Origin of the sequence: Cystobacter fuscus DSM 2262 (genome assembly GCF_000335475.2) — a bacterium.
GTDB lineage: Bacteria > Myxococcota > Myxococcia > Myxococcales > Myxococcaceae > Cystobacter > Cystobacter fuscus.
Genome location: NZ_ANAH02000065.1, coordinates 103,027 through 128,277, shown reverse-complemented (window position 1 = coordinate 128,277; position 25,251 = coordinate 103,027). Strand labels below are relative to the sequence as shown.

At 68.9% G+C, this 25,251-nt stretch carries 23 protein-coding genes; 4 read left to right on the top strand and 19 right to left on the bottom strand.

Annotation, left to right across the window (positions count from 1 at the left end; all coding sequences use genetic code 11):
- Positions 1–128: 128 nt before the first annotated feature.
- From D187_RS40370 to D187_RS40355, 4 genes are all read right to left on the bottom strand, one after another.
- Positions 129–1,577: an FAD-binding protein gene (locus tag D187_RS40370; RefSeq protein WP_002626108.1), complete on the bottom strand. Its 1,449-nt coding sequence runs from the start codon at positions 1,575–1,577 to the stop codon at positions 129–131.
- A gap of 124 nt (positions 1,578–1,701) precedes the next feature.
- Entirely contained in the window at positions 1,702–3,081 is a 1,380-nt protein-coding gene (locus D187_RS40365) for a DUF3526 domain-containing protein (RefSeq protein WP_002626107.1), read from the bottom strand.
- A complete protein-coding gene (locus D187_RS40360) occupies positions 3,078–4,514 on the bottom strand; it encodes an ABC transporter permease (protein WP_020918606.1) in 1,437 nt (478 codons plus the stop codon). Before D187_RS40360 ends, D187_RS40365 begins: the two co-directional genes overlap by 4 nt.
- Positions 4,511–5,251 (bottom strand): ABC transporter ATP-binding protein, encoded by a 741-nt coding sequence (locus D187_RS40355; protein WP_002626105.1) that lies wholly within the window; start codon positions 5,249–5,251, stop codon positions 4,511–4,513. The genes D187_RS40360 and D187_RS40355 overlap by 4 nt, the downstream gene beginning before the upstream one ends.
- Before the next feature lie 207 nt (positions 5,252–5,458).
- Between D187_RS40355 and D187_RS40350 the strand changes: the two genes are divergently transcribed.
- Positions 5,459–5,929 carry an SAM-dependent methyltransferase gene (locus D187_RS40350; protein WP_043434074.1) on the top strand — a complete coding sequence of 157 codons (471 nt, stop codon included), beginning with the start codon at positions 5,459–5,461 and terminating at the stop codon, positions 5,927–5,929.
- Positions 5,930–6,051: 122 nt separating this feature from the next.
- On the opposite strand, the gene D187_RS51125 is transcribed toward D187_RS40350, so the two are convergent.
- From D187_RS51125 to D187_RS40335, 3 genes are all read right to left on the bottom strand, one after another.
- On the bottom strand, positions 6,052–6,987 hold the full coding sequence (locus D187_RS51125) for an SDR family NAD(P)-dependent oxidoreductase (RefSeq protein ID WP_002626103.1): 936 nt from the start codon (positions 6,985–6,987) through the stop codon (positions 6,052–6,054).
- 155 nt (positions 6,988–7,142) lie between these two features.
- Complete coding sequence (locus D187_RS40340; RefSeq protein ID WP_043434072.1) at positions 7,143–7,460, bottom strand: hypothetical protein; 318 nt, start codon at positions 7,458–7,460, stop codon at positions 7,143–7,145.
- Entirely contained in the window at positions 7,460–8,101 is a 642-nt protein-coding gene (locus D187_RS40335; RefSeq protein ID WP_081714056.1) for a class I SAM-dependent methyltransferase, read from the bottom strand. The genes D187_RS40340 and D187_RS40335 overlap by 1 nt, the downstream gene beginning before the upstream one ends.
- Before the next feature lie 200 nt (positions 8,102–8,301).
- Between D187_RS40335 and D187_RS40330 the strand changes: the two genes are divergently transcribed.
- The gene (locus tag D187_RS40330; protein ID WP_211241633.1) at positions 8,302–8,856 is read left to right on the top strand and encodes an EF-hand domain-containing protein; all 555 of its coding nucleotides are present in this window, start codon (positions 8,302–8,304) and stop codon (positions 8,854–8,856) included.
- A gap of 23 nt (positions 8,857–8,879) precedes the next feature.
- Here the strand turns inward: D187_RS40330 and D187_RS40325 are convergent, their stop codons facing one another.
- The 4 genes from D187_RS40325 to D187_RS40310 form a co-directional block, all read right to left on the bottom strand.
- Positions 8,880–9,845 carry an NAD-dependent epimerase/dehydratase family protein gene (locus D187_RS40325; RefSeq protein WP_020918602.1) on the bottom strand — a complete coding sequence of 322 codons (966 nt, stop codon included), beginning with the start codon at positions 9,843–9,845 and terminating at the stop codon, positions 8,880–8,882.
- A gap of 147 nt (positions 9,846–9,992) precedes the next feature.
- Complete coding sequence (locus tag D187_RS40320; protein WP_020918601.1) at positions 9,993–10,592, bottom strand: TetR/AcrR family transcriptional regulator; 600 nt, start codon at positions 10,590–10,592, stop codon at positions 9,993–9,995.
- 10 nt (positions 10,593–10,602) lie between these two features.
- A complete protein-coding gene (locus D187_RS40315) occupies positions 10,603–11,373 on the bottom strand; it encodes an SDR family NAD(P)-dependent oxidoreductase (RefSeq protein ID WP_002626098.1) in 771 nt (256 codons plus the stop codon).
- On the bottom strand, positions 11,370–11,942 hold the full coding sequence (locus D187_RS40310) for a DUF4334 domain-containing protein (protein ID WP_002626097.1): 573 nt from the start codon (positions 11,940–11,942) through the stop codon (positions 11,370–11,372). The genes D187_RS40315 and D187_RS40310 overlap by 4 nt, the downstream gene beginning before the upstream one ends.
- 187 nt (positions 11,943–12,129) lie before the next feature.
- On the opposite strand from D187_RS40310, the gene D187_RS40305 reads away from it, so the two are divergent.
- Positions 12,130–12,558 carry a cupin domain-containing protein gene (locus D187_RS40305; protein WP_002626096.1) on the top strand — a complete coding sequence of 143 codons (429 nt, stop codon included), beginning with the start codon at positions 12,130–12,132 and terminating at the stop codon, positions 12,556–12,558.
- 9 nt (positions 12,559–12,567) lie between these two features.
- On the opposite strand, the gene D187_RS40300 is transcribed toward D187_RS40305, so the two are convergent.
- The gene (locus D187_RS40300; RefSeq protein ID WP_002626095.1) at positions 12,568–13,023 is read right to left on the bottom strand and encodes a carboxymuconolactone decarboxylase family protein; all 456 of its coding nucleotides are present in this window, start codon (positions 13,021–13,023) and stop codon (positions 12,568–12,570) included.
- 101 nt (positions 13,024–13,124) lie between these two features.
- Between D187_RS40300 and pdxR the strand changes: the two genes are divergently transcribed.
- Positions 13,125–14,567: a MocR-like pyridoxine biosynthesis transcription factor PdxR gene (gene pdxR / locus D187_RS40295; RefSeq protein WP_002626094.1), complete on the top strand. Its 1,443-nt coding sequence runs from the start codon at positions 13,125–13,127 to the stop codon at positions 14,565–14,567.
- Between the two features lie 44 nt (positions 14,568–14,611).
- Here the strand turns inward: pdxR and D187_RS40290 are convergent, their stop codons facing one another.
- From D187_RS40290 to D187_RS40260, 7 genes are all read right to left on the bottom strand, one after another.
- On the bottom strand, positions 14,612–19,897 hold the full coding sequence (locus tag D187_RS40290; RefSeq protein ID WP_002626093.1) for a trifunctional serine/threonine-protein kinase/ATP-binding protein/sensor histidine kinase: 5,286 nt from the start codon (positions 19,895–19,897) through the stop codon (positions 14,612–14,614).
- A gap of 180 nt (positions 19,898–20,077) precedes the next feature.
- Complete coding sequence (locus D187_RS40285) at positions 20,078–21,436, bottom strand: protoporphyrinogen/coproporphyrinogen oxidase (RefSeq protein ID WP_002626092.1); 1,359 nt, start codon at positions 21,434–21,436, stop codon at positions 20,078–20,080.
- Entirely contained in the window at positions 21,433–22,158 is a 726-nt protein-coding gene (locus D187_RS59000) for a glycosyltransferase family 2 protein (protein WP_002626091.1), read from the bottom strand. Before D187_RS59000 ends, D187_RS40285 begins: the two co-directional genes overlap by 4 nt.
- Positions 22,155–22,730 (bottom strand): Aq_1264-related membrane protein, encoded by a 576-nt coding sequence (locus D187_RS40275; RefSeq protein ID WP_002626090.1) that lies wholly within the window; start codon positions 22,728–22,730, stop codon positions 22,155–22,157. The genes D187_RS59000 and D187_RS40275 overlap by 4 nt, the downstream gene beginning before the upstream one ends.
- Before the next feature lie 7 nt (positions 22,731–22,737).
- On the bottom strand, positions 22,738–23,331 hold the full coding sequence (locus D187_RS40270; RefSeq protein ID WP_245591950.1) for an FMN-binding protein: 594 nt from the start codon (positions 23,329–23,331) through the stop codon (positions 22,738–22,740).
- On the bottom strand, positions 23,328–23,849 hold the full coding sequence (locus D187_RS40265; protein WP_002626088.1) for a hypothetical protein: 522 nt from the start codon (positions 23,847–23,849) through the stop codon (positions 23,328–23,330). The genes D187_RS40270 and D187_RS40265 overlap by 4 nt, the downstream gene beginning before the upstream one ends.
- Positions 23,850–23,864: 15 nt before the next feature.
- The gene (locus tag D187_RS40260; protein WP_002626087.1) at positions 23,865–25,250 is read right to left on the bottom strand and encodes a putative porin; all 1,386 of its coding nucleotides are present in this window, start codon (positions 25,248–25,250) and stop codon (positions 23,865–23,867) included.
- Between the last annotated feature and the right edge of the window lies 1 nt (position 25,251).

Sequence of the window (25,251 nt, the reverse complement as noted above, 5' to 3'; positions counted from 1 at the left end):
GGCCTACCGGGCCACGGACGGCGGCAACCAGCGTCCGGTCAAACGCAGGTAGCAGCAGACGAGCATCACCAGCAGCAGGGCCATGCCCGTGCCGTTGAGGACCTGGGACACCGCAAGGGCGGACTGACTCAGAAGATGCCCTGACCTGGCGTGAGGATACGAGCCGGGTCGAAGCGACGCTTCGCGTACTCGAAGCGCTCCCAATAGGGGTGCAGGTGGCGGCGCCAGTCGGCACGACTCAGAGGAACGGCGTCCACGGGGTACAGCTTTCCGCCCATGGCGGTGAGCCGCTCGAAGATGGCGCGGTTCTTCCGCACGAGGGCCGCCACGTTCTCCGGCGTCGGCGGAATGGCGGTACGCAGCAGCGAGAAGAGAAAGACGTGCGGATCCGTGGGGACTCGGAGGAAGGGGGCGGTGAGCGCTGCTGAGCGGAAGGGGTAGAGCAGAATGGGCCCCTGCCCCATGTCTGCCTCGGTGGTCTGCGATAGCACCTCCTCCACGAACGCGGCCGCGGACCGGGCGGGAACGAACATGTCCATCCACGGGTGCGGAAACTCCCAGATACCGAGCTGTTGGAGCATTGCCACCAACGGCGCGAGTCGGTTGGCGAAGTCGAAGTAGCTGCTGTCCGTCACCTGGAGCGTCCCGGGTTGGAAGCCGAGGCCCGCGAGCAGCCTGTCGTCCCGCGGCTCGGCGCCAGGGGTGAAGTACTTCACCGCCTCGAGTTGGAAGGCCCATCCGCCAGCGGAGGAGACAACGGCACCCTCGACATAGTCGAAACGGCCGTCCTCGATAAGCCACCGCTGGTCGTCCAGGAAGCGGTGGAGGTCGCCGTACAGCGCGGTGTAGGTCCGCGCACGGGGAGGCACCTCGACGAGCCGTACCCGGGCACGCACGATGATGCCGAACTGGCCCAGCCCCGACCGCACGGCGTCGAACAGGTGCCGCTCGCATGAGGGCGAGCACCGCACGAGTTCGCCCTCCCCCGTGACGACATCCAGCTCCAGGACGTTGTCCACCTGGAGACCCCAGCGAAACGCCTGCCCACCAATGCCACCCACCGACAGCGTCCCACCGATGCTCAACTCGATGTAGTCGGTGAGTGTCGGAGGGCTCCTGCCGGAAGGAAGCGTGGCCTCCAGCAACTGACGCCACCGGACACCCGCGTCCACCCAAGCGCTCGACTCGCCAATCTCGTGGATGGTCGAAAGCGCGGACATGTCGATGACGATGCCCGCCGGCACCTGGGACTGGCCGTAAGTGCTGTGGCTCTCGCCGAGCCCTCGCGCGGCGGCGATGTGCAGGCCCTGGCGGCGCGCGAAGCGGACCATGGCCACGATGTCTCCCACCGAGCCCGGGACGAGCACAGCCCAGGGCGTGCGGTGGACGATGTGGCCAAAGTCCTCCGCAGCCGCGGTGAGCGACGCCGCGTCCATCAGCAGCGCCCCTTCCAGCGGAGGAAGGGGGACGGAGCCGGGCTCCAGCGTGGCGGCCCAGCTCCGGCTCGCGGGGTTGAATGCCATGGCCACCAACGCGCCCTGGAGCAACGTCCTCCGGGAGTGAACTCGACCCGTCATGAATTCCTCACTCCTTCGCGGCGCGCCGCACCCGCTCGCCTCACGTCACAAAGGCGCTCATTCTGTTCCTACCTCGTGGAACATGCCAGCAGCCTCCGCCGCTACGCGCACCTCCCACTGAGGTTCACCGTCCTTCCTGGGCCGCGAACGAGGACAGGGCCCGGACGCCTCGGATGGCGGCGCCAGAGGCGAGCGCCGTCAGCAGCAGCAGCCCGAGCAGCGGAGCCAGTGGCAGGGAGGCGCTCGATGGCCGGGGTTCATGGCGAGGCAGCCGCTCGAAGTCGGCCCGCTGGAACGGCCGCTCGTGGAACAGGTACGGGTAGTAGAAGTCGCGGAGCCGGGTGTGGAACGCCTCGATGCCGCGCTGGTAGGCCAGCTGCGCCCGCAGGTCGCTGTCCGCGGCGCGGTGGAGGAACGTCTGGACGGCGGCCGCCGGGAGGAGCCAGCCGAGCCGGGTGGCCCATTCCTCGCGGGCCGTCAGACTCTGGCGGTAGTCCGCGACCTCGGCGGCGACCCCGTCATCCCCCACCTCGTGCATGGCGTAGTACCACTTCCAATGGAAGCGGCCGAGCACCGGCGTCGTGTCGCGCCACTCCGGATGCTTGACGAAGAAGGGCCGGAAGGTCTCCTCCTTGGGAATGTCCCAGGCGCGGTGCACCCGCTCGCGCTGGGCCAGGGTCAGATCGACGCCCTGGGCCACGGGGATGGCGCGGGAGATGACGGCGTTGGCCAGCGCGGGCGCCAGCAGGGTCAGCGCGATCCAACAGGCCATCAACGCCGCGCCATTGGCCGCCGAACTCCGGCCCCGCGTGGCGACCCCCAGTGCCAGTCCCGACCAGAACGCGGCATAGAGCGCCGCCGCCAGGGCGATGGCGAGGGTCCCCGCCACCGGAGCCCGGGAGAGCGCGGCGCCCACCCCGAACGGGACGAGCAAGGCACCCAGGACCAGCAGGTAGCGCAGGAGGCCGCGGCGTCCCCACACCCCGAGACCGGAGGCTGGAAGGGAAACCAGGAGCCGGAGCCGTCCCGCCTCCCGCTCGCCCGACACCAGCTCGTGCATCAGGGCGATGATGACCAGCGGCGCCAGGTAGATCAGCACGAAGGCGAAGTCGAAGGCGCCGGGGAGCGCGAGCTCCGGATTCAGGGTCTCGGACTCGTAGAGCTGCGAGTGCAGGCCCAACAGCCGCACGCGCAGGACATAGGGCTGCACGTCCCGCTGGCCGAGCGCCGCGAAGGCCAGGGGCGACGGTGGATCCGTGGTGAGGTGGAAGGTGTAGTAGGCGGCGGAGCCCGCCTCCGCGCCGGGCTTGCCGTACTCCTGGGTCACCGAGGCCAGGTCCAGTCCCTGCGTGGCCTCCACCCGCTCGATGACGGCGGACTGCCGGGCGGTCGCCGCGAGGCCAGCCGCCACGGACAGGGTCGTCAGGAGCAGGAGCAGCACGAGCGCGCCGGCGCTCAACGGCGCCCGGAACAACAATCGGAGTTCCGCGGTCCAGGTGCTCATCGCGAGGCCTCCTCCAGGCGCCGGGCGGCGAGGCCGCAGCCGGCGAGCAAGACCGCCAGCCAGCAGACCAGCACCAGGAGGTTGGCCTGGATCCGCTCGCCCGCGAGCTGGAGCACGTCCGGCTGCCGGTAGGTGAAGCCCGGCAGCGTCTTCCAATGCTCGGCGGAGATCCGGGGGTCCGCTCCGGCGTTCTGGTTCGGGATCTTCGTCACCTGCAGGAGGTTGAGCGCCTGGACGAAGGCGTAGCGGTGCCGCTCCACCTGCTCCAGGAAGTCCTGATGGCTCTCGGTGTCGGTGGCGGCCAGACTCATGGAGAGCTGGCGCACGGCGATGAGCGGGCTGAGCACTCCGAGCTGGCGCACGAGCTGGTTCTGCGCCGCCTCGCGGGCGAAGGCGTCTCGCGCGTGGCGATCGAACAGCCCGCTCGTCAGGCGCTCGCCCTCCATGCCGACCAGCCCCGCCCACTGGACCGGAAGGTCCTCGACCTTGTCGACGCCATAACGGGCGAGGGTCTTCGCCTTGAACTCGGAGAAGTAGGGGTCGTCTGGATTGTGGCTGTCGCCGATCCGCTTGAGCTCCCGGTGGATCGTCACGTCCGTCTCGATGCGCGTCGGCGTGGGGAGGCGCGCCACCGCGAGCTCGGGAAGCAGCCGGGGTGCGAGGATGACCACGCCCATCCAGGCCGCGACCAGGACGATCATCGCATCCCGGGCGCGCCGGACCAGCAGCGACACGAGCAGGGCCCCCACCGCCCAGATGAACAGGTAGACGAGATAGCCGGACACCAGCAGCAGGCTGGGCACGGGGGGCGCCCAGCCCGCGAGCGCCACGGCCGCCAGCACCAGGAGCGCCGGCGCGGCGATCGCGGCCACCCCGCCGGCATGGGCCAACAGCTTGCCCGCGGCGAGCTCGGACGGGCGCAGGCCCTGGGCCAGCAGCAGCCGCAGCGTCCCCTGCTCGCGCTCGCGTGCCACGGCCCCGAAGGCGAGGAAGACGATGAGCAGCGGCGCCAGGGTCTGCAGCACGAAGGCCGGCGTCAACTGGCCGAAGCGCAGCAGCAGTGAGGACTGCCGCGCCTCGCTGAAGTTGGCGCTGTTCTGCCGGTGGCCTTCCAGGAACACCGTGTTGCCGGTGAAGCCATCCACTCCCGGATCGAAGAAGGCCAGGGCCGAGAGGGGCCGGAAGACGAACTGTCCGTAGTGCACCATCCGGTGTGGATGGCGGTCCGGCTGGGCGTCGAACGCCTCGTCCGCCGTGGCCTGGTAGCGGGCCCGGGCCGCCCGCGTGGCCTCGCGCTGCTCCAGGCCCAGGAGGGCGGAGGTCACCAGCAGGGCCACGAGCGTGAGGCTGGCGATCACCGCCACCCGGTTGCGCACCAGGGCGCGCCACTCCTCGGCGGCCACCCGGAGCACTTTCGTGTGTCGGAAGCTCATGCCGCCTCCCCTGCCCGCGCGTAGCGCTGATGCAAGGCCCGGACGTCGAACCGTCCCTCGCCGGTGGCGGCCAGCTCCTCCTCGAGCCGGCCCTGGGCCAGGAAGCCGATCCGGTCGGCGATCTCGGCGGCGCTCAGCAAGTCGTGCGTCACCATCAGGGTGGCGACCCCCCGGGAGCGGGCCGTGTCCAGCAGGCGGTTGAAGTCCCCGGTCGCCCGTGGATCCAGGCCCGAGGTCGGCTCGTCCAGGAGCAGCACGGGCACGCGCCGGGCGATGGCCAGCGCGATCGCCACCTTCTGGCGCATGCCCTTGGAGAACCCGCCCACGCGCTTGCCCCACGCCTCGTGCGCCAGGCCGACTGCCTCCAGCGCCGCGTCGATGTCCGACGGCGCGCTCTGCTCGCTCCCCGCGAGGGTCAGGAAGTAGTCGAGGTTCTCCCGCGCGCTGAGGTGCTCGTAGAGGGCCACGTTCTCGGGGACATAGGCCAGGCGCGACCGCGCGGCCTGGGGATCGGCCGCCACCTCCTGGCCACACACCCGGGCCCGCCCCGCCGTCGGGCGTACCAGGCCCAGGAAGATGCCGAGCGTCGTCGACTTGCCCGCGCCGTTGCCGCCGAGCAGGGCGTAGATCTGCCCGGGCTCCACGGTGAAGTTCAGCCCTCGAAGAACGGTCTTCGAGCCATAGCGGTGCTCGAGCCCGACGGCCTCGAGCGCACCGGTGTTCACGATGTCGGACATGCTCTCCTCGCTCCGAATGAACCGCGATCACCCGCGGCCCCCCCTGTCCCATCACGAGGATTAAATGCAACTCAGTGACAATTGCAAGCCAGTTGTCGGAGAGTGAGATCGCCTTCACGCGACGAGGACTGGAGCGACATTCCCCGGCGATGCGCGGCCACCTACTTCCCACAGGCGCAGGGGTAGAGTGGTGATAGCTTGGAGCTTATGAAAACCATCACCTTACAAGCCGTCGGCCGAGTGCATTCCACCCGCGGAAAAGCGGAAGACGATAATTGGGACGAGGAGAAGGTCTATATCGAACTAGACGCTACTCAATTTACCCCCGAAGCCCTGGCCGGCCTCACGGATTTTTCCCACGTGGAAATCCTCTTCCATATGGACCAGGTGGATCCCGCCAAGGTGGAGAAGACGGCCAGGCACCCGCGCAACAATACGGATTGGCCGAAGGTTGGGATCTTCGCCCAGAGGGGAAAGAACCGGCCGAACCAGATGGGGGCTACCATTTGCCGGGTTTTGAAGGTGGATGGCATCCAGCTGCACCTCGAGGGCCTCGACGCCATCGATGGCTCGCCGGTGCTGGATATCAAGCCCTGGGTGGCGGAGTTCGCGCCGCGGGGAGAGGTGTTCCAGCCCCAGTGGATCACGGAACTCATGCGGAGTTATTGGCGCTCTTGACTCCCCCAAGCAGGTGCGGAGGAGAGGCGCGTGACGCTCCCCCAGATAGGAGCCCAGAGCCCACGCGAAGTGTCTGACACCTTCTCCGCATGCCTGACTTGGGCTTGTGAATTTCTGGGGTTTCAAAGCCGCAGCGGACCCGTGGCCAGGTGCGCTTCGCTGGCGCGCCAGACCTGCTCGGCGAGGTCCGCATCCAGCCAGCGCCGTGGGATCGATACGGGCGCGAGCTCGTTCGTGAAGTAGCGCAAGCCGCGCTCGCCGGGCAGCGATGGCGTCGTGAGGGCCCAGGCAAGCACCGCCGCGCCCTGCCCCACCGGCTTGAGGAGTCGAGGCCCGAGCACGCGCATCAGCGCCTGCGCCACCCGGCCTCCCTGGTTGATGTTGTCCGTGAGCGTCGCACCCGGGTCGACTCCGAAGAACTCCATCGGTTCCGCCCAGGTTCCCCGGACGGCCCGCGCGAGGTGCAGCAGACTGAGCGAGAGGAGGACCTTCGCCGTCGGGCTCGAGGCCGCGCCGAAGCGCTTCGCATGCGCGCGAGGCTCGGTGAGCAGGCGGACGTCCGGACGGAGGAACGGGTTGAGCCGAACGGCCTCCGAGAGCGTCGCCAGCACCCGGCCGGTGGGGACCAGGAGCCGGTGCCGCAGGAGGCCATGGAGGAGCACGAAGTGGCCCGCGAAGTTCGAGGCGAAGGTGAACTCGAGGCCCTCGGGCGTCAACTCGAAAGGCAGGCCGAAGACACCCGCATTGAGCGCGAGCCCCTGGAAGGACCGCCCCTGCTGGACGAGGGAGTCGACCAGGGCGCGCACGGCCTCCAAGCGCGACAGGTCGCACACGACGAGCTCGCAGCGGCCACGCGCCTCCTCGTCAAGCCCCGCGCTGTCGAGCACGCGACGGCCTTTGTCGAGGCTGCGCACGGGCAAGACGAGGCTCGCGCCCCGCAGCGCGAGGACCCGGGCGAGCTCGAGGCCGAGGCCACTCGAGGCCCCCGTGATGAGAAATCGCTGCCCCGCCAGGTCGATGCCCTCGGTAACTCCCTCTGCAGTCGGTTTTGGGCTCATGGCGTGCTGCGCGGCAGCATAGGGTGCGAGTCCGCGAAGTTCCAGGACTCTTGGCTGTCTTGCATAGAGGCGGAATGGGGGCCCTGTTGCTGGGCAGTGGGCCGGTGCAGGGGGAGGAGGAGCTGCCGTTCGCCCGCCTGGCCCTGTTAGAGGCTTCAACCAATAAAGATCTCGGAGACCTCGCCGAGGGGCACGTCACCAAGCTCCTCCAGGATGAAATCGATGCGTTCCAGGATGGAGACATTCTTCGGGTTGATTGCCAGGGCCTCCCGTAGCCTTCGGAATTCATTCATCACGACAGCCAGATCGTTCACATCGACCATGGGCCCGTTTTCGAACAGGGGCACCCACTTGAGGCCCAGTTTCTCCGCCGTGGGAAGCCACACCGTGTGATACGTCCCCTGGGTAGCTACCGGAATGGAAAGTAAGTCTTTAGTTGTTGCTTTGAATTTGATGTGAATCGCGATGGACATCACCGCTCCTCTTGAACATGGCCTGCTGTGGCCCAATCCGGCCCGTGTTCCGGTCGCATCATGCATAAGTGGTCGTAGCTCAGCTCCAGTTGGACCGCGCCGCCTTCCTCGTGGGGGCGGTCGGAGACGAGGCGCAGGCCATAGGGCCGGTAATACTCCGGGTCCCCCTCGTAGGCGGGATGAATCGGCAACGTGAGGAGTCGCCCACCGGGACGCAGGAGCCGAGACATGCTCGCGCACATCGCATGCAGCCCCTCACGCGTGGACGCGTAAGGCAATACATAGACCCCCAGGACGACGTCAAACTGCCCCTCCAGGCGGTCCGCAAGTCTTGACGTATATTCAATCCCTCGCCGCTCCTTCTCCTCGCGCCGGGAGGCATAGCGAAGCATGCCCTCCGCCTCGTCATAGCCAACCACTCGCCTCGCGCCCCGCTCCTTCAAGAGGCGGGAGTACAGTCCCGACCCGCAGCCGAAATCGAGCACGTCCATCTGCTCGACGCTCCCGAGACGCTGCAGCACACTTGGAGTTTCTATCTCTTTACGGAAGGGCCACTGAGCCATGCTCTCGTAAAGTCCCGGGAGATCATCGAACTGACTCTCCGTGATGGAGCCCCTCTCATCCGCGCGCTCTTCGACCATGGCACTCTCGCTGCCACCATGCTTCACGTTCATTGGCAATGCCATTGGAAGTATTGCGTAAATCCCTCATTTTTCCTTGCCGTGTTGCCAGGAACTATCTACGCTCCAACTGCCGTGCCCTGTGTGCTTGCCCGATACGTGGCAATGGTGGAGCCAAGACGGCTTCAGACAGTGACAAATCAATCCAGAGGGGTGCCTTCGTGACAACGGATTTGCAGGCCAAGAAGTTCAATTACGTGTTCAAGTGGTTCGACCAGAATGGCGATGGATGGATCACCCAGGACGACATCGAGAAAATGGTCAAGCTGTTCACCGCCCTGGCGGACGAGAAGGATCAAAAGAACAAGAGTGCGATGAACAAGGGGTTCATGAACTGGTGGAACCTCCTGCTGGAGGCCCGCGAGAACAAGGCGAGCGAGAAGATCGGGAAGCAGGAGTTCATCCGCATCATGGATGCTGTCGTGATCGCCCCGAAGAATTTCGAGATTGCCGTGGGCAACATCGTCGACGGGTTGCTGGGCGCTCTTGACCGCGACGGCAATGGCAGCCTCTCGAAGGAAGAGTACGTGGGGATGTACGACGCGCTTGGAATCCCTCCGACCACCTCCACCGAGGCCTTCAGGAGGCTCGACCGGGACAGCGACGGCGAGATCAGTCGTGCGGAGTTCCATCAGGCCCTCTTCGAATACTACCTGAGTGCGGACCCGAACGCTCCTGGCAACTGGCTGCTGGGTCCCATGGATGTCCTCAAATAAGTGCGAAACTCGATCGTGGCTACTCAGCCCTCGTGGCCCCGGTACCAGGCCACGAGCCGGGTCAGCCCCTGCTCCAGAGGGATGGAGGGACGGAAGCCCGTCACGTGCTCCAGCGCCGTCACGTCCGCGCACGTCACGTGCATCTCTCCGGGGGGCGCGGCCTGGAGTTCCACCCATGCCTTGCTGCCCAGCAGCTCCTCCAGCAGGTCCACGAGCCGCGCCACCGCCACGGGCACTCCCCGGCCCACGTTCAACACGCGGGAGCGCGGCACGCCGCCGGTGGGCGGAGCGTCCAGCACCCGCATCAGCGCCTCCACCACGTCGTCCACGTAGGTGAAGTCGCGCTGGGGCTTGCCCTCGCCGTGCAGCACCAGCGGGCGGCCCTCCAGCATCGCCCGCAGGAACAGCATGGGCGCCATGTCCGGCCGCCCCCACGGGCCATACACCGAGAACAGCCGCAGTCCGGTGATGGGCAGGCCGTACTGGTAGCTGTAGGCGTGCGCCAGCAGCTCGTCCGCTCGCTTCGTCGCCGCATACAGGTTCAGCGGGTGGGTCGCCGCCGCCTGCTCGGAGAACGGCACCGGCGTGTCCGCTCCGTACACCGAGCTCGACGAGGCGAACACCAGGTGCCCCACCCCCGTGCGCCGGCAGGACTCCAACACCTGGAGGAAGCCCGAGACGTTCGTCTCCGCGTAGTCCTGGGAGTCCACCGGCTCCGCCCTCACCCCCACGCGCGCCGCCAGGTGCACCACGCGCTCCGGCCGCGCCCCCGTGAAGAGCTCCCGGCAGGCCCTCGCGTCCCGGATGTCCATCCGGTGGAAGCCGAAGTTCGGCGCCGACCTCAGCCGCGACAGCCGCGTCGCCTTCAGCGTCACGTCTCCCGACACGTCCAGGTTGTCCACCCCGATGACCGTGTCCCCCCGGGCCAGCAGCCGCTCACAGACGTGATAACCGATGAAGCCCGCGGCTCCCGTGACGAGCACCTTCATGTCCCGCTCCATGTCGACCGGGTGCCAAGGCCTGGGTGCTGCCCTGCCCCTGGCCCCGTTCCCCTCCACAATGCCGACGACATACCACCGAGTCAGTCCTCGATCCGCGTTTCGAGGAAGGGTTTCTGCCGCTCCCGCCAACCCCTGCTACTCGCACCTTCCGAGAAGCGGCAGGAGGACGTCACTCAGGAATCCGCGCATGCGCTCGGCGTCGATGCGCGCCTCCGGCCCTTCGATGACGGCGACGCCGAACAGGGCGCCGATGAGCAGGTGCGGCACGTGGGGGATCGCCGGGTGGTCGGCCGGCAGTTCGCCGCGCTCCACCGCGCGCGAGAGGATACGCTCGATGCCGGAAAGTTCGGGCATGCCGTAGCGCACGAGCGTGGTGTGCAATTCCAGGTCGCGCTGAGCGGCATCGGCGATCGTCAGGACCAGTCGCACGTTCTGGCCCGCGCGGGCACCAAACATGTCCATGAGGGCGGTGAGGTCGCCGTCGAGTGAACCGGTGTCAATGGTCTCGACGGCCAGACCGCTCTCGGCCCGTAACGCGGTGAGCACCAGGTTCGACTTGTCGCCCCACTGACGGTAGAGCGTCGCTTTGCTCGTCTGTGTGCGGACCGCGATCTCGTCGATGCTCGCTCCTTGGTAACCGCGCTCCGCGATCAGCGCGATGGTGGCGCGATACACCTCGGCACGTCGTTCCTCGCTGAACCGGCTCTTGCGGCCGGCAGGTTGTTCGGGACTCATCGTGCGGCGCTCACGCCTGATTGAGCCGATTGTTCAATGCCCAGGCGAGGGCGGGGGAGAGTCGGCGCAGAGTGTAGGCCGCGCGGGCACCGGGCAGGCAGAGGTGCCGACGCCGGGCCAGGGCGCGCTCAATGTCATTGAGGACCTTGTCGGGGGTGATCATGAGCGGGGAGGACTCCTTCTGGGCGAGCGCCGCGATGGCCGCGGGCCCTCCGCTCATCTGGCTCAGCAGCGGTGTCTTGACGGCGTTCGGGGCGACAAGAAGAACATGGATGCCGTGCCCGCGCTCCTCCTGGTCGAGCGTCTCGGTATAGCTGTTGACCGCGGCCTTGCTCGCCGAATAGGCGGCGAAGCCTTTGCTCGGAATGTAGCCCGTGATGGAGCCCAGTACGATGATCTGCCCGCTACGGCGCTCGCGCATCGAGGGCAGCACGGCGCGGGTCATGCGCACGGTTCCGATGTAGTTGACGTCGACGACAGTGAGGAACTGCTCGATGGGGATGTCGCCGATTTCGCCGGCGGGCATGATCCCCGCCGAGTGGAACAGCTGGTCAACAGGACCGAAAGCTGTTTCCGCCGTGCGGACGAGGTCGGGCGCGTAGCCGGGATCAGTGACGTCGCCGACGGCCGTGACGATGCCCCGGTCACCGGCGTACAACTCGGTGAGCGCCGGCGTGCGGTCGGCGGCGACGACGTTCACGCCGCGCGCTCGCAGGCGTTGCACCGCGAGGGCGCCGATGCCGCTCGCGGCTCCCGTGACGATAGCGGTGCGGAGGGTCACGCGACGCTCCCAGCGGCCGAGTCGGTTTCGCGTCTCAAGACGAACATGAAGGGAGCGGCGAGGCCGCGCATATCCATGGCGCCCATGAGCGTGTCCTCGTCGACCGAACGGAACACATCGATGATCGGCAACTGGTCGTAGCTCATCGCCATGGAGACGACCCCGCGGTACTCGACGGGGCGAAGACGCGCCTTGGGGGCGGTCGTGGTGAGGAGTGGACGCGCGAGACGGAACGCCGTCGCCCAACCTGACCCGAGGAACCGCTGTCCGTGCCGCGCGACGAGGCCGATCGGCATGAGCCCCGGATTGACGCTGACCAACCGACCCTGCCCGGAGCGGAAGATGAGGGGGTGCGCCTCGTCGAGGCTTTCGAAGCGCTTCCCGTGCCAGCCGAAGTGCTCCAGCAGTCCGTCGAAGGGGTTGCCGGTATTGATGCCGGTACCCTTCCACGAGCCGATCATCTGGGTTGGCGTAGCGGGAGCGAGAGAGTCGTAAACGTCCAGCGCCTCGGCCAGGGTCGTTCCGGCGGCGAGCTGGTCGAGGGTTCGCTGTGCTCTCTTCGCGGTCATGGCCATTGTCCTCAATTAACGAAACGGATGGGTTTCGATAATAGGACGAGTGGGCATACGTGGCAAGGGTGATGTCGTCGTGCAGGTGCCCCAGCATGTCTTGGTACAGCGAGGTCGGCGGGTCTTGGTTCTACCGGCCACCGGACCTCGCCCGTACCTTGCCGGGACATCACCCCCGGAGGACGACATGCAGCTCCGTACCCGCATCCTGACTCTTCTTGGCGCCCTGTCCCTGCCCCTGCTCGCCTTCGCTCACGGCAGCGGCAAGGACGCGAAGAACGCGAAGGTCACCCCCATCTTCTCCCAGCCCATTCCCAACCTGCCCGGCAAGTCCTTGAAGACCGTCGTGGTGGAGTACCCGCCCGGAGGCAGCTCGCCCGCCCACCGGCACGCGCCCTCGGCGTTCATCTATGCCCATGTCCTGTCCGGTGAGGTCCGCAGCCAGGTCGGTGACGAGCCCGCGCGGGTCTATCGCACCGGAGAGAACTTCTACGAGGCGCCCGGCGCGCACCACGGCGTGAGCGAGAACGCCAGCGCGACCCGGCCCGCCAGGCTCCTGGCCGTCTTCGTCGTCGACTCCGACGACCCGAACCTGACGACGCCCGATCCCCAGTAGGGGCGGCCGTCAGCTCTTCTTCGGCGCGCCGGGCGCCAGGCGGAAGCCAACGCCCAGCCGGTTGTAGCTGTTCATCAACCCGATGGCGACCGTGAGGTCCGCCAGCTCCTTGCCCTGGAAGTGCGCCGAGACGGCCTCGAAGGCCGCATCCGGCACGCCCGTGTCGGCCACGCGCGTGACCACCTCGGCCCACTCCAGCGCGGCGCGCTCCCGCGCGGAGAACCGCTCGCCCGCCTCTCGCCAGACGGGCACCAACAACAGGCTCTCCAAGGGCAGTTCATCCTCGAGCAGGTGGCGCGAGTGCTGGTCGATGCAGAAGGCACAGCCATTGAGCTGCGACACGCGCAGGAAGACCAGCTCGCGCAGCCGCGAGGGAAGACCCGACTGATCCAGGGCGACCCGCACGCCATTGAGTGCCTTGAAGGCCGGGGTGGCCAGGGTCGCGAAATCGATTCGTTGGCTCATGAAGACATCCTCGTTCCAGGGAGTGGATGTATCGGAGTATGGTTTCTCGCCGGGCCGGAAACAGGACCAAGAACGGGCGAATCCCCTGTACCATCCCATCCGTGACCGCTCCGCTGGGAATCACTGTCGACCGGAAGGCCCGGACCACCCTGACCGAGCAGATCCACACCGGCATCCGCGAGGCCATCCGCGGTGGACGGCTGGCGGCCGGAGCTCGCCTGCCCTCCTGGCGCGATCTGTCCGTCCAGCTCGGTGTGGCCCGCGGCACGGTGCGCGCGGCCTACGAGCGGCTCGTCGATGAGCAGCTGCTGCAGGGCCGGGGCGCGGCCGGGACCTTCGTCGCCGAGGGGCCCGCCACGCCTCCCCGGAAACGGGCGAAGGCCGAGCCCTCGCCCATGCCCGAGATGCGGCGCGGCCTCGAGCAGCCCCCACTGCCCTTCCAGATGGGCGTGCCCGCCCAGGATGCCTTTCCCTTCGCCCCCTGGGCGCGGGTGCTGACGAAGGCCGCCCGGGATTCGGCCTGGGGACCGGTGGGCTACCCCGACCCGCGCGGCCGCATCGAGCTGCGCCAGGCGCTCGCCGCCCATCTGGCCCTCGTGCGCGGCATGCGCTGCGACCCCTCGCAGGTGTTCGTGACGGCGGGATTCTCGGGCGCCCTGGACCTGCTCCTGCGCGCCCTGCGCCCGCGCGGACCCGTGTGGATGGAGGAGCCCGGCTTTCCCCTCACCCGCCGGGCCCTGGAGCTCACCGGACTCGAGCCGGTCCCCGTCCCGGTCGACGCGGAGGGCCTCGTCGTCGCCGAGGGGAGGCGCCGCGCGCCCGACGCCCAGCTCGCGATCGTCACTCCCGGGCAACAGTCTCCGCTGGGCATGACCCTGTCCCCGGCCCGCCGCCGGGCCCTGCTGGACTGGGCCCACGCCTCCGAGGCCTGGATCGTCGAGGACGACTACCTCAGCGAGTTGCAGCTCGAGGGCCGCGCCGCCCCCGCCCTGGCCTCGTTGGATCCCGACGGACGGGTGCTGCACGTGGGCAGCTTCAGCAAGACCCTCAGTCCGTCGCTCCGCCTTGGATTCTTGGTCGTGCCGCCCTCGCTCGTCGCACGGGTCGGAGAGGCCGCGGCGTGTCTGGTCTGCGCCCCCGGTGACGAGCCGCAACGCGCCGTGACGGCCTTCATGGCCGACGGGCACTACCTGCGCCACCTGCGGCGCATGAAGCGGCTCTACCGCGCCCGACGCGAGGCCCTGCTGGCGCGCCTGCGGGCCCAGCTGGGGGAAGCCTTCGAGGTCCAACCCGCCGGTGGGCTGGCGGTGCGCATCGGCCTGCCGGAAGGCCTCGACGATCGGCGCCTGGCGGCCGAGGCCCTGAGCCTGGGCCTGGCGCCCCTGCCGCTGTCGTTCTGGTACGTGGGGCCCTCGCGGCCCGGTCTGCTGCTGAGTGTCACCAATCTGGTCGAACGGCGTCTGGCCTCACACGTGGACCGTCTGGTCGAACTGCTCCAGCGTCATGACCATTCAGGTCCGCACGTCGACCCGGCACACAGGTAGCCGGGCGGGCTCGACCCCCGCGAAACGCGCGGCAATGGACCGGCTCACGCGGCCTGGTTGAGGGGAAGCTCCAAGGTGGTCACGGCGCCCTGGCCCGGTCCCGCGCTGTCGATGGTCAGGCGGCCATTGAGGAGCTGTGCCGCGAGGGCGCTGGAGTGCAGTCCGAAGCCATGGCCCTCCTTGCGGGTGGTGAAGCCGTGAGAGAACAGCTTGCCTTTCACCTCGGGGGCGATGCCCACGCCATCATCCACCACCTGGATGCGAGCCACCGGCCCCTGCGCGCTCAGCCGCACCCAGAGGTTGCGCCGCCCCTCGGGCATTGGGTCCAACGCCTGCTTGGCATTGCTGATGAGGTTGATGAGGATCTGCAGCACCTTGTGCTTGTCCACCGTCACTGGCGGCACGGGTGACAACTCCCGATGCACGGTGACGCCGTGGCGCTGCAAGGCGGCCAGCTGGATGCGCAGCGCGTCGTCGATGAGCAGGGACAGCTCGCACTCCTCCGTCATCAGCGCGCTCTTCGCATACGTCTGTTGCACCTGGACGATGGCGCGGATGTGCTCGATGTGCCGGTTCATGACCTCCATGTCCTCCATGAGGCGCATCTGCTCGCGCATCATCTCCTCGCCCAGCGCCGTCAGGTAGTCCGGGAGGTGTCTGCCCCGGGGGCTGCTCGTCAGGAAGTCCGCGAGGTTGTCGCGCTGCGCGACGAGGAGCGCCGCCGCCTGCTTCAAGCGGCCCACGCGAGAGGAGCCGAGGGACTGACGCATCATCTCCAGGTTGACGACGGCGCTGGTGAGCACATTGCCCACGTTGTGCAGGACGTTGGAGGCCACCTCCGCCATGCCCACCTCGCGCGCGGTGTCCACCAGTCGGGCCTGGGCCTGCTTGAGCTCGCGCGTGCGCTCCTCCACCCGTTGCTCCAGCTCTTCATTGGCCCGGCGCAGCTCCATTCTGGCGTGCTGGACATCCGCGTACAGCCGGGCGTTCTCGATGGAGATGGCGGCCTGGGAGGCGAGGTGACCCAGGAGAGCCAGGCGCGCGGGGCTGAAGGCATTGGTGGCCAGGTTGTTCTCCAGGTACAGCACTCCGGAGAACCGCTCCTGCCGCAACAGGGGCAGGCACAACACCGAGCGAGCTCCGCTCTGGGCCAGCCAGGCATCGGAGGAGAAGGGGTGCGGCAGGGAGGCATCGCCGATGAGCACGTGCTCGCGCGTGCGTCGCACGTAGGAGAGGAGCATCCAGGGCAGCGCTTGGGTGACTTGCTCTGGTGAAGCATCGGAGTGGGCCGCCACCGAGAGCGAGTCGCCATCGGGCAGCAGCAGGGCGCCTCGCTGGGCTCCGGCGTTTTCGATGGCCGCGCGCAGCAGTGTGGTCACCAGACGCTCCAGGACGATTTCGCTGGAGACGGCCTGCTGGGCCTTGACGACCGTGAGGGCGTCGATGCGGGTCGAGTCCGTACTGCTGGTGGTCAGCGCGTCCGTGGTGGCCGTGGTGGCCGAGGAGGAAGAGAGGTGGGGCCAGAGGGACTCCAGGTGCTGGACCTTGCCCCGGGCGCCCCACTGCCGGTAGGCCGCCCAGGACTCGCGCGCGAAGGCGTGGGCGACGATGGGCGACTGCTGAGTGCGCCAGAGGTTCGCGGCGAGCTCGCTGGCCAGTGCGACGTACTGGGTGGCCCCGTTCTCCCGGGCCGAGCGGATGGCCTCTTCGTACGCGCGTGTGGCCAGGTCCGGCCGACCCGCGAGGCGGGCCAGTTCCCCGGACACCATCCGCTCGGGCGCGTGGTAGTTCTGGGGGCAGTGGCCTGCCCATTCCGCGAGCTGTTGCTGATCACTCTGGATGTCCTCGAGGAACCGCTGCTGCTCCTCCGGCGTGGCCCCCTCGAAGCACGCCGCCAGGCTCAGGGCTCGGTAGAGGTGGAATCCACAGAGGTGGAAGATGTCTTTGAGGACCCACAGGTGTTTGGCCCCCTTGTCCGCTGCTCCGCGGGCTTGCGCGTAGTCGCCGCACATGAATCGCGATTGGAGCTTGATGATCCAATAGGAGCACCACGTGCGGGTCATGCTCTTGGGTATCCGGGCTTCGAAGGACTGCTCATCGAAGCCGTCCCCGTTGAGCGTACCGAACGAGAGGGAGTGCCCGCGCAGCTGCTGCACGTAGCGCTGAACGAGGAGGAACTGATCCTGGGGCTCCAGGAACGCCGTCTTGCGCAAGAACTCGCCGCGCACGAGCGACTCCTGGTGGACCTCCTCCAGGTTGTGCCCCATGGCGAAGCGGTTGGTGACACTATAAAGGCTGCAGTAGGCGGCGGGCATGGTGTCCCCCACTTGAATCGAGTGGTGGAGGGCTCTGAGGGTGATCTCCTGTACTTCGGGGAGGGGCTGGGTCCAAGGGCTGCTGTACTGCATGCAGAAGAGGACATCCCCCCGGCTGGTGGACAGATTGTACCGCTCGACCAACCCGAGAGCGAGCCTGCCGAAGGCAATGCCTTCCCGGTACTGCTTGAAGAAATCGCCGGCGATGAGGCCAAACCAGCTATATCCGCTCACGACGGCATCCACGAAGCCGTGGCGGAGGGTGAGGGACACCATCCGGCTCAGGGAGATGGTGACCAGGTTTTGGTTGGCGGAGGCCGCGGAAAAGAAAAGCTTGAAGAGGGCGCTGACGACCAGCCTCATCTCCGGGTCGGTCATGGGGGGCAGCTCGATGAAGCTCTCGATGGGACGCTCCCCCAGCAAGGCCCACACCTCCTCATAGGCGGCCACCGCCTCCTCCCGGGTGGGCTCCCGCGAGAGCGGCATGCCCAGCAACGCCAGGCATTCCAGCATGCACGTGAGGCCCTCCTGGTCCTCACCCGCGGCGAAGTGGATGTTTTGCTTCAGGATATAGACGGCCACCGTGTCCGGAGGGGTGCGTGCCCGGGGGCGGAGCTCCTCGACCAGACGGCGCGCCTCGGCGAGGTTGCCGTGCATGAACTCACAGCGTGCCTGTTCGAGTTGGAGTTGGAAGGCCAGCGCGGGGTCCGTCTCCCAGGGGTCTCCCGGAATGAGCGGGAAGGCCGTCGAGAAATAGGAGATGGCGCGCGGGAGCGCCACCGCGGCCCGGGCCTTGTCACCCGCCTCGGCGTTCAGTCGCGCGAGCTGGTGGCGCTCGGCGGGGTCCTCCATGAGCGCCATTCCGGCGTTGAGCTGGCTCACCACGTCGAAGAGCGACTCGCGCAGTTGTTCCGGGGAAAGACGCTCGAGCAGCAGGCGGCCGATGCGCAGGTGAACGGCCTCGCGCTCGGCCTCGGAGAGGAGGGAATGGGCCGCCTGCTGGAGGCGGTCATGCAGGAAGCGGTACTGCTCCGGGCCCGTGCGCACCAGCATGCCTTCCTGGAGCACGGGCTCCAGCCCCTGTTCCACGTCCTCCACCGCCCCCAGGCCAGCGAGGGTGCCCAGCATCTGAAGGGAGAAGAGGTTGCCCACGCACGCGGCCAGCCGCAGCAGGTGCTGCGTGCCCGGAGGGAACTGGCGCAACTTGCCCACCATGAAGTCGACGATGTTCTCCGAGTAGTCCCGGGCTCGCACCCCCTCGGCATCCCACCGCCAGCCGCCTCCGGGCACGCGCACCAGCAAGCCATCCTGGTGGAGCGCCACCAGCAATTGCAGCAGGAAGAAGGGATTGCCCCCCGTCTTCTCGTGCACCTGCGCCGAGAGGGGGGCCACTATCTCCGCTCCCGCTCCCGGCAGCGTGTCGCCCACCAGGTGTTCCACCTGCGCCACGCTCAGGGGCTCCAGGCGGAGATCCGTCACGCTTGCTCCCGCCTTGCGCACCTCTTCCAACACCGGCATGAGCGGGTGAGAGGCGCTCACCTCGTTGTCCCGGTAGGCGCCAATCCATAGCACCGGGAGGGACTCCGGCCGCGACAGCATTTGAGCGAGCAGCTGAAGACTGGCGAGGTCCGCCCACTGCAGGTCATCCAGGAACACCACCAGGGGCTGCTCCCGGGTGGCGAACACCGAGAGGAATTGGTGGACCACCCGGTAGAAACGGCGCTGGGCTTCACTGGGGGACACTTCCTGGAGAGCGGGCTGGGGGCCCACCAGCACTTCGAGTTGAGGTACCAGGTCCACGAGTGCCTGACCATCGCCTTCCCAGGCCTGATTCACCCGCTCGCGCCACCGGGCCAGCTCCTCCTCACTGCCCGCGAGCAACTGCTGCACCAGGCCCTGGAGCGTCTGAGCGAGGGTGACGTAGGGAATGTCCCGCTGGAACTGGTCGAACTTGCCACTCAGGAAGAAGCCGCGGCGCTCCACCACGGGCTTGTGCAACTCATGCACCACGGAAGACTTACCGATGCCCGAGTACCCGCTGACGAGGAAGAGCTCCGGCCGCCCCGTGCGCGCCACCCGCTCGAAGCCCTCGAGCAGGGTGGACACCTGGGCTTCACGCCCGTAGAGCCGTTGCGGCAGTTGGAACCGGAGGGGCGTGTCTTGTGTGCCCAGCGGGAACACCGCCTGCACGCCCTGGCCCAGCGCCTGGCCGCAGCGCTCCAGGTCCGCCTGGAGTCCCTCGGTGCTCTGGTAGCGCTCCTCGGCCGTCTTCGCCAGCAGCTTGAGGACGACGGCGGACAGGGCCGGGGGCACTTGCGGGTTGAGCTCGTGCGGAGGCCTGGGTTGCCGCGCCATGTGGGCGTGAAACCACTCGAGCGCGTCTTTGCCCTGGAAGGGGCGCTGCCCCGTGAGCAGCTCGTAGAAGGTGACGCCCAACGAGTAGAAGTCCGTGCGGTAGTCCACCACCCGGTTCATCCGCCCCGTCTGCTCCGGCGACATGTACGCCAGCGTGCCTTCAATCAGGTGCGTGGGAGCCGCGTCCAGATGCTCCACCTTCTGCAGCGTGGCCACCCCGAAGTCGATGAGCCGTGCTTCGCCCGAAGGTTCCACCATGATGTTGGAGGGTTTGATGTCCTTGTGGATGACGTTGCGGCAGTGGACCTCCCCGAGGGTGGACGTCAGGGAGAGGGCCAGACGCAAGAACCGGGACAGTTCCAGGGGCTGGCCCGTGGACTCGGACAGGGTTTGGCCCTGCACTCGCTCCAGCAGCAGCACGGGCCGCTCGCCGAGTCGTTCGCAGGCATAGGGCCGGGCCACGCCCCGCACGTCCTGGAGCCGCTGCAGGATGGAGAACTCGCGCCGGTACCGTTCGCTCTCCGTGCGACCAGGCGAGGCCGCCATGGGCGTCTTGATGATGACGGGCAGACCATCGGCCTCACGCACCGCCTGGAACAGCGCGTTCGAGCCCGTGGCCCGGATGGTTCCCAGAACCCTGTACCCTGGAATATCCAACATGGAGGAGCACTCCCGTGGGCGAGAACCGGTCCCCATGACGTCTTCGCGCCAGCATGCCTGATTATGGGCGTTCAGGCGTGAACAGGCTGTTCGTCTGGATTATTCGGCTCGCGAGCTGCTCGAGTCGCTCATACCGCGAGTAACACGCGACGACGCGGCCCCCCTTACGACCGGATTCGGTCAGTCCTCGATCCGCGTCTCGAGGAAGGGTTTCTGCCGCGCCCGCCAATCCCTACTGCTCGCGCCGTCCGCGAGCAGTCGGCCCAATGCCAGACCCGCCGCGCAGGCGTGGTGCACGTTGTCATGGATGAACAGCGCGCTCCTCCCCAGGGGATAGAGGCCCTCGAACTGACTCAAGGCCTCGAGCGCGCGCTCCCGGGACACCGCGAAGCCCCGGCGATACAGGGGATAGGCCGCCGCCACGCGGCGCACACGGCTGTCGAGTACCTCGACTCCCGCCAGGCCCGTGCGCTCCAGCGCCGGCCGCACCCGCCGCGTCAGCTCCTCGGGCGAAGCACTCCAGAGTTCGTCCCCCACCGCGCACGGCAGATCGAACCCCACCACCGTGCGCCCCGGAGGCCCGTGCCCGGAGAAGTTGCGCGGCTCGAAGAGGCGATTGGCCGGGAGCCGTCCGTCCGCGAAGTAGTGCACGTCCCGCTCGCTGCCCCGCTCCGTCGCGAGCAGCAGGTACAGCAGCGTCAGCGCCCGGTAGTCCAGGCCCTCGGCGGCCTCGGGCCGGTCCACCCAGTCGCACAGCCGTGGCAGGGGCACCGTCGCCACCACCGCCCGCGCCGGCACCTCCCGCCCCTCCACCACCACGGCACGCACCCGTCCGCGCTCCAGCACCAGGCCCTCGGCCGCCGCGCCACACCGCACCTCGCCTCCCGCCCGGCGGATGTGCTCCGCGAGGCCCTCGGCCAGTGCCCCCACGCCGGCCTCCGGGTAGAAGTAGCGCCGCCCCGCCGAGGCCCCTCCCCGCCCGAGCGCCGCGCGCAACACCTCCAGCGGGCCGCCCTTCCCCACCCGCGCCCGCCCGAGCGCCTCGTCCAACGCCTCGGGCTCCAGGCCCCACACCTTGCGCGCCGCGGGCTCGTACAGCACCCGCGCCGCATGCCGTCCCAGCCGCCGCGCCGCCTCCGCGCCGAAGTGCTGGCCCTCGGGGGGGCGCAGCCGCGCCATCACCGCCGACACCCCATGCCGCGCCACCTCCGCGAGCCCCAACCCCCGCGCGATGCCGAGCAGCGACAAGGGATAGGGCAGGCGCTTGTCACCCACGTGCACGAGGCCCCGGCGCGCCCGCACCCGCAGCGCCCCGCCGAGCGCCAGCCGGTAGAGCTCCAGCACCTCGGGGGCCGCCGCCTGGTGCAGCCGGTGCGGGCCGTAGTCCACCTGGAATCCCGCGAAGTCGAACGAGCCCGAGAGCCCCCCCACCCGCTCCTCGGCCTCCAGCACCACCACGCGCTCCCCGGCCCGGACGAGCGCATGCGCCGCGGACAGCCCCGCCGGGCCCGCGCCGATGACGACCGTCGGCGCGCTCACCCCGTGCCTCGCACCGAGGGCAATTCCAGGGCCGCGAGCGTCCCCGGGGCCCGGCCCGCCCGAAGCCAGCCGATGCCTCGCGCCACGGTGCGGCCCATGCGCCACGTGTCGCGCACGGGCCTCCACTTCGAGCGGCCCACACGCGCCCGGTAGGCGATGGGTTGGAAGACGATGGGATCTCCCGCCGCCGCCAGCGCCAACGTCAGCGTGGTGGTGAGCGAGAAGCGATCCGGCAACACCGGCGCGAGCGCCAGCAGATCCGCCGTGCGCAGCACCCGCAGGCCCGAGTTCAAGTCCGGCGCCGCGAAGCCGCCCACCCACCGCACCGCGCCCCGGAAGAGCGCCTTCACCACCGAGCGCGCGAGCGACTCCCCGGGTCCGAAGCCCGGCCGCGCGCCAATGGCCTGCCGGGCGCCCGCGCGTACCGCCGCCACCAGCCCGGGCAGCGCCGCCTCCGGGTACGTCCCATCCGCGTCGAGGAGCGCCAGCCACGTGCCTCGCGCCTGGGCGGCCCCGGCCTTGATCGCCGCGCCGTACCCGATTCCGCCCACCGTCAGCACCCGCGCCCCCGCCTCCCGCGCCGCCTCGCCCGTGCCGTCGCGCGAGCCATCGTCCACGACGAGGATCTCATGCGCCTCGTGCGCGAGCGCCTCGCGCACCCGCCGCACCACGCCCGCGACGGCGTGCACCTCGTCGCGCGCGGGGATGACGACGCTGATCATTCCCCGTCCGCCTCCACGGGCAGGGGCCGCCACATCTCCCACAACGGCCAGAGCAGCATGGGCAGCCAGCCCAGCGCCGCGCCCACCACCGACACCGGCATGAGCACGCCCCACCCCGGCCCGCCAAAGCGCACGAGCAGCGGCGCCAGCAGGTGCACGAACGTCGCCGCCGAGGAGAAGGCGATGACGCCCACCTTGAGCCGCACCGACAACGACGTGAGCATGAACAGGTGCCCCACGATGAGCAGCACCACGGGCACCGTGAACAGATGGAAGTGGAACGTCTCCATCACCTGGCGAGCCGGCTTCTCCAGCCGCAGGGGCTCGGGGGCCACTGCCTCGTCGGGCAGTTCCAGCGCGGGGCCTCCGGCGTCGTCCGCCACGGGCGCGGGCGCGGCGCCTCCCCGGTAGTACTCCGCGGCGCTCCGGGCCGACAGGGCCCCGAACGAATCCGCGTAGAGCCACACCGAGGAGGCCAGCCCCAGCACCAGGAACAGCAGGAAGCCGGTGTAGAGGACTCGCGCCTCGAGCGACAGTCGGGTGATGGGAAATGGCCGGGCGAACTGGCGCACGAGCGGGCTACCCCTTGGTGTTCTGGGACGCGTTCGGCTTGAGGACGAGTTCGTCCAGGAGAATGAGCGAGCGGCGCACGCCGACGGCCATGGAGCGCGAGGAGATGGTCGCGCCCGTCACCACGTCGATGTCCGTCCCCGCGCGCACCGGATCCTTCACCGTCTTGCCCTGGAACTGGCGGCGAAAGCGCGCGTCGGAGATCTCCTGCCCGTAGGCCTCGCGGTACACCATCACCTCGTGGCGCTCGACGGTGCCCGTGGGGGACAGCTTCACGGCGAAGGTGATCTGCTCGTGCTGGCCGAGTTCCTCGTCGATGAGGGCGTAGCCGTCCACGTGCTCGCCCGTGGTGGCCACGAAGAAGACGTACTCGGCCTTCGCCGGCTTGTAGCCGAGCCGCCCCTGCAACGCCGCCTGCTCCGCGGGACCGAGCTTCACCTTGCGGTAGGTGACGCGCTGGCTCTGGGGGAAGAACTCCTTGAGGACCTGCGGCGTGGTGAAGTACGTCGCCGCCGCGCGCGCGGGCAGCGCCGCCACTCCACCCAGCAACACCATCCACGCCAACACGAAGTGCTTCACGGCTCCTCCCCTTAGCATGCTCATGGCAACTCCCGGACCGACTGGATGACGGCCTGCCGGACGTGCGAGCGCCAATTCGTCCGCGACTGATAGAGCCGCTCCGCGGTGGCCGTCCTCCGCTCCTCGCTCGTCCACACCTGCCCCGTGGGGCCGACCATGCGCGACTCGAGCGCCACCTCCACCTGGCCGAGCGGCTGGAGCGCGGAGAGATCCAACCGCGTGAGCACGAGCACCACCGTGGCGTCCACCTGGCGCTCGCGCGCGAGTCGTGCCGCCTCCTCCACCGTGGGCGCCGGCCCCACGACGGTCTCCACCCCCAGCACCGAGAAGCCCCGCGCGCGCAGGGCCTCGGCCGCCTCCCGGGCCACGACGTCGCGAGGCTCCTCGCCGCCGAACACGTCGGCCACCACTCCGCGCGGCGCGGGCCGGGGCACCGTCGAGGCTCCCACCACCACCACGCGCGACGGAGCGCCCGCGGGCCGGGGCGGCGTGGCACACGCGGCGGTGAGCAGGAGCGCGGCGATCAACGGGAAGAAGCGCATGGGAGGAGTGCCCGGTCAGAAGAGGTAGGCCACACTGGCGAGCGCCGTCCAATGCCCCTGGCTCCAGAAGTCCCGCGTCCACAGATGGGGCTGGAGGCCATCCCCGCCGCCCTTCTCCCACCAGACGCTCGTCTTGAGGACATAGGGTGGCAGGGGCCGGAAGTTGAGGCCCAGCGTCAGCCGCGCCGAGTCTCCCACCGTGATGAACTCCGTGTCCGTGTCCTTCTCCTCGTAGCGCAGCGAGGCGGTGAAGTGGCCGTCATGCCACTCGTCCGGCAGCAGCCGGAAGAAGGGCTCGATGCGGAAGCGGTAGTTGGCCTGGGCGTAGAAGCCGAACATGCCCGTGGGGACGCGATCGCGCGTGTTGGCCGTGGAGCCGTCGGGGAAGCCCTGCACGAAGCCCGGATCGATGAAGGCCCGCACCACCTCGCCCGTGAGATCCCACGCGCCAATCCGCCAGAAGACATCCGCGTTGAGCATGTTCACCCGGCGGCCCTCGAGATCGTACGCCCCCGTGTAGCCGGACACCGCTCCCTCCAGGCCCAGGAAGGGAGACAGGGACACGCGCGCGGTGAGCGCCTTGTCGTGGTTGTTGTCCTCCAGGTGGCTGCCTCGCGCCGCCCGGAAGCCCTGGTCATCGAGGATCCTCGCGTCCAGGCCGTTGATGGCATACGCCTCGTAGGACAGCCGCCAGTCCCGCCCCAGATCGAAGCCTCCCAGGAAGCCCGCTCCGGACTCGAACCAGGTGGTGGGCACCACCGTGGTGTACGCGATGGGCCGCTCGGGCAACTCCTGCGCCGGCGCGTCGTGCCGCAGGTTGTACGCCCCCACCGGCACGAGGATGACGCCCGCCCGGAAGGTCATCCAGTCCGTCAGCTTCAGGTCCACCACGGAGAACTCGAGCAACACCTCGCCCGTGGTCAGCACACCGTCACGCTTGAGCGGACTGCCCGCGAACTCGAATTCGATCTCCGTCGCCGTGGAGATGCGCTCGGAGATGTGGCTGTAGACGAAGAGCACGTAGCGGTGGTTGCGGAACGTGCTTTTGCCCTGCCCCGGCACGATGAAGTCGTGCTCCGCGTAGCCGCCCAGCGTCGTCCGATCGAGGATGGCCGCCGCGCGCTGCGACAGCGTGCTCGTGGGCTGGAGGCGCTGGCGGAAGGTGTCCTGTTCGTTCGTCCCGGGCGTCGCCTCGGCGGGAGGCGCGGTGCCCGAGGGATTCGCGGGATCCTCCAGCCCCTCCAGCTCCAGGCGCGGGCCCTCCGGGGGCGCGGGTGGCTGGAGCTCGGGCGCGCGCGGTGTGTCCCGGGCTGGCTGAGGCGGACCCTCGTCCTGGGCCCGGGCGGCCAGGGGCGCGAGCAACAGCGACAGCACGAGGAGCAGCGGTCGGCGCGGCGTCATG

Coding starts and splice junctions, on each gene's coding strand:
- D187_RS40305 (WP_002626096.1), top strand. CDS start 12,130: ATGCAGCTCCGTACCCGCATCCTGACTCTTCTTGGCGCCCTGTCCCTG.
- D187_RS40360 (WP_020918606.1), bottom strand. CDS start 4,514: ATGAGCTTCCGACACACGAAAGTGCTCCGGGTGGCCGCCGAGGAGTGG.
- D187_RS51125 (WP_002626103.1), bottom strand. CDS start 6,987: ATGAGCCCAAAACCGACTGCAGAGGGAGTTACCGAGGGCATCGACCTG.
- D187_RS40320 (WP_020918601.1), bottom strand. CDS start 10,592: ATGAGTCCCGAACAACCTGCCGGCCGCAAGAGCCGGTTCAGCGAGGAA.
- D187_RS40325 (WP_020918602.1), bottom strand. CDS start 9,845: ATGAAGGTGCTCGTCACGGGAGCCGCGGGCTTCATCGGTTATCACGTC.
- D187_RS40335 (WP_081714056.1), bottom strand. CDS start 8,101: ATGGTCGAAGAGCGCGCGGATGAGAGGGGCTCCATCACGGAGAGTCAG.
- D187_RS40340 (WP_043434072.1), bottom strand. CDS start 7,460: ATGTCCATCGCGATTCACATCAAATTCAAAGCAACAACTAAAGACTTA.
- D187_RS40350 (WP_043434074.1), top strand. CDS start 5,459: ATGAAAACCATCACCTTACAAGCCGTCGGCCGAGTGCATTCCACCCGC.
- D187_RS40300 (WP_002626095.1), bottom strand. CDS start 13,023: ATGAGCCAACGAATCGATTTCGCGACCCTGGCCACCCCGGCCTTCAAG.
- D187_RS40270 (WP_245591950.1), bottom strand. CDS start 23,331: ATGAGCATGCTAAGGGGAGGAGCCGTGAAGCACTTCGTGTTGGCGTGG.
- D187_RS40260 (WP_002626087.1), bottom strand. CDS start 25,250: ATGACGCCGCGCCGACCGCTGCTCCTCGTGCTGTCGCTGTTGCTCGCG.
- D187_RS40290 (WP_002626093.1), bottom strand. CDS start 19,897: ATGTTGGATATTCCAGGGTACAGGGTTCTGGGAACCATCCGGGCCACG.
- D187_RS59000 (WP_002626091.1), bottom strand. CDS start 22,158: ATGATCAGCGTCGTCATCCCCGCGCGCGACGAGGTGCACGCCGTCGCG.
- D187_RS40355 (WP_002626105.1), bottom strand. CDS start 5,251: ATGTCCGACATCGTGAACACCGGTGCGCTCGAGGCCGTCGGGCTCGAG.
- D187_RS40365 (WP_002626107.1), bottom strand. CDS start 3,081: ATGAGCACCTGGACCGCGGAACTCCGATTGTTGTTCCGGGCGCCGTTG.
- D187_RS40265 (WP_002626088.1), bottom strand. CDS start 23,849: ATGCGCTTCTTCCCGTTGATCGCCGCGCTCCTGCTCACCGCCGCGTGT.
- D187_RS40370 (WP_002626108.1), bottom strand. CDS start 1,577: ATGACGGGTCGAGTTCACTCCCGGAGGACGTTGCTCCAGGGCGCGTTG.
- D187_RS40310 (WP_002626097.1), bottom strand. CDS start 11,942: ATGACCGCGAAGAGAGCACAGCGAACCCTCGACCAGCTCGCCGCCGGA.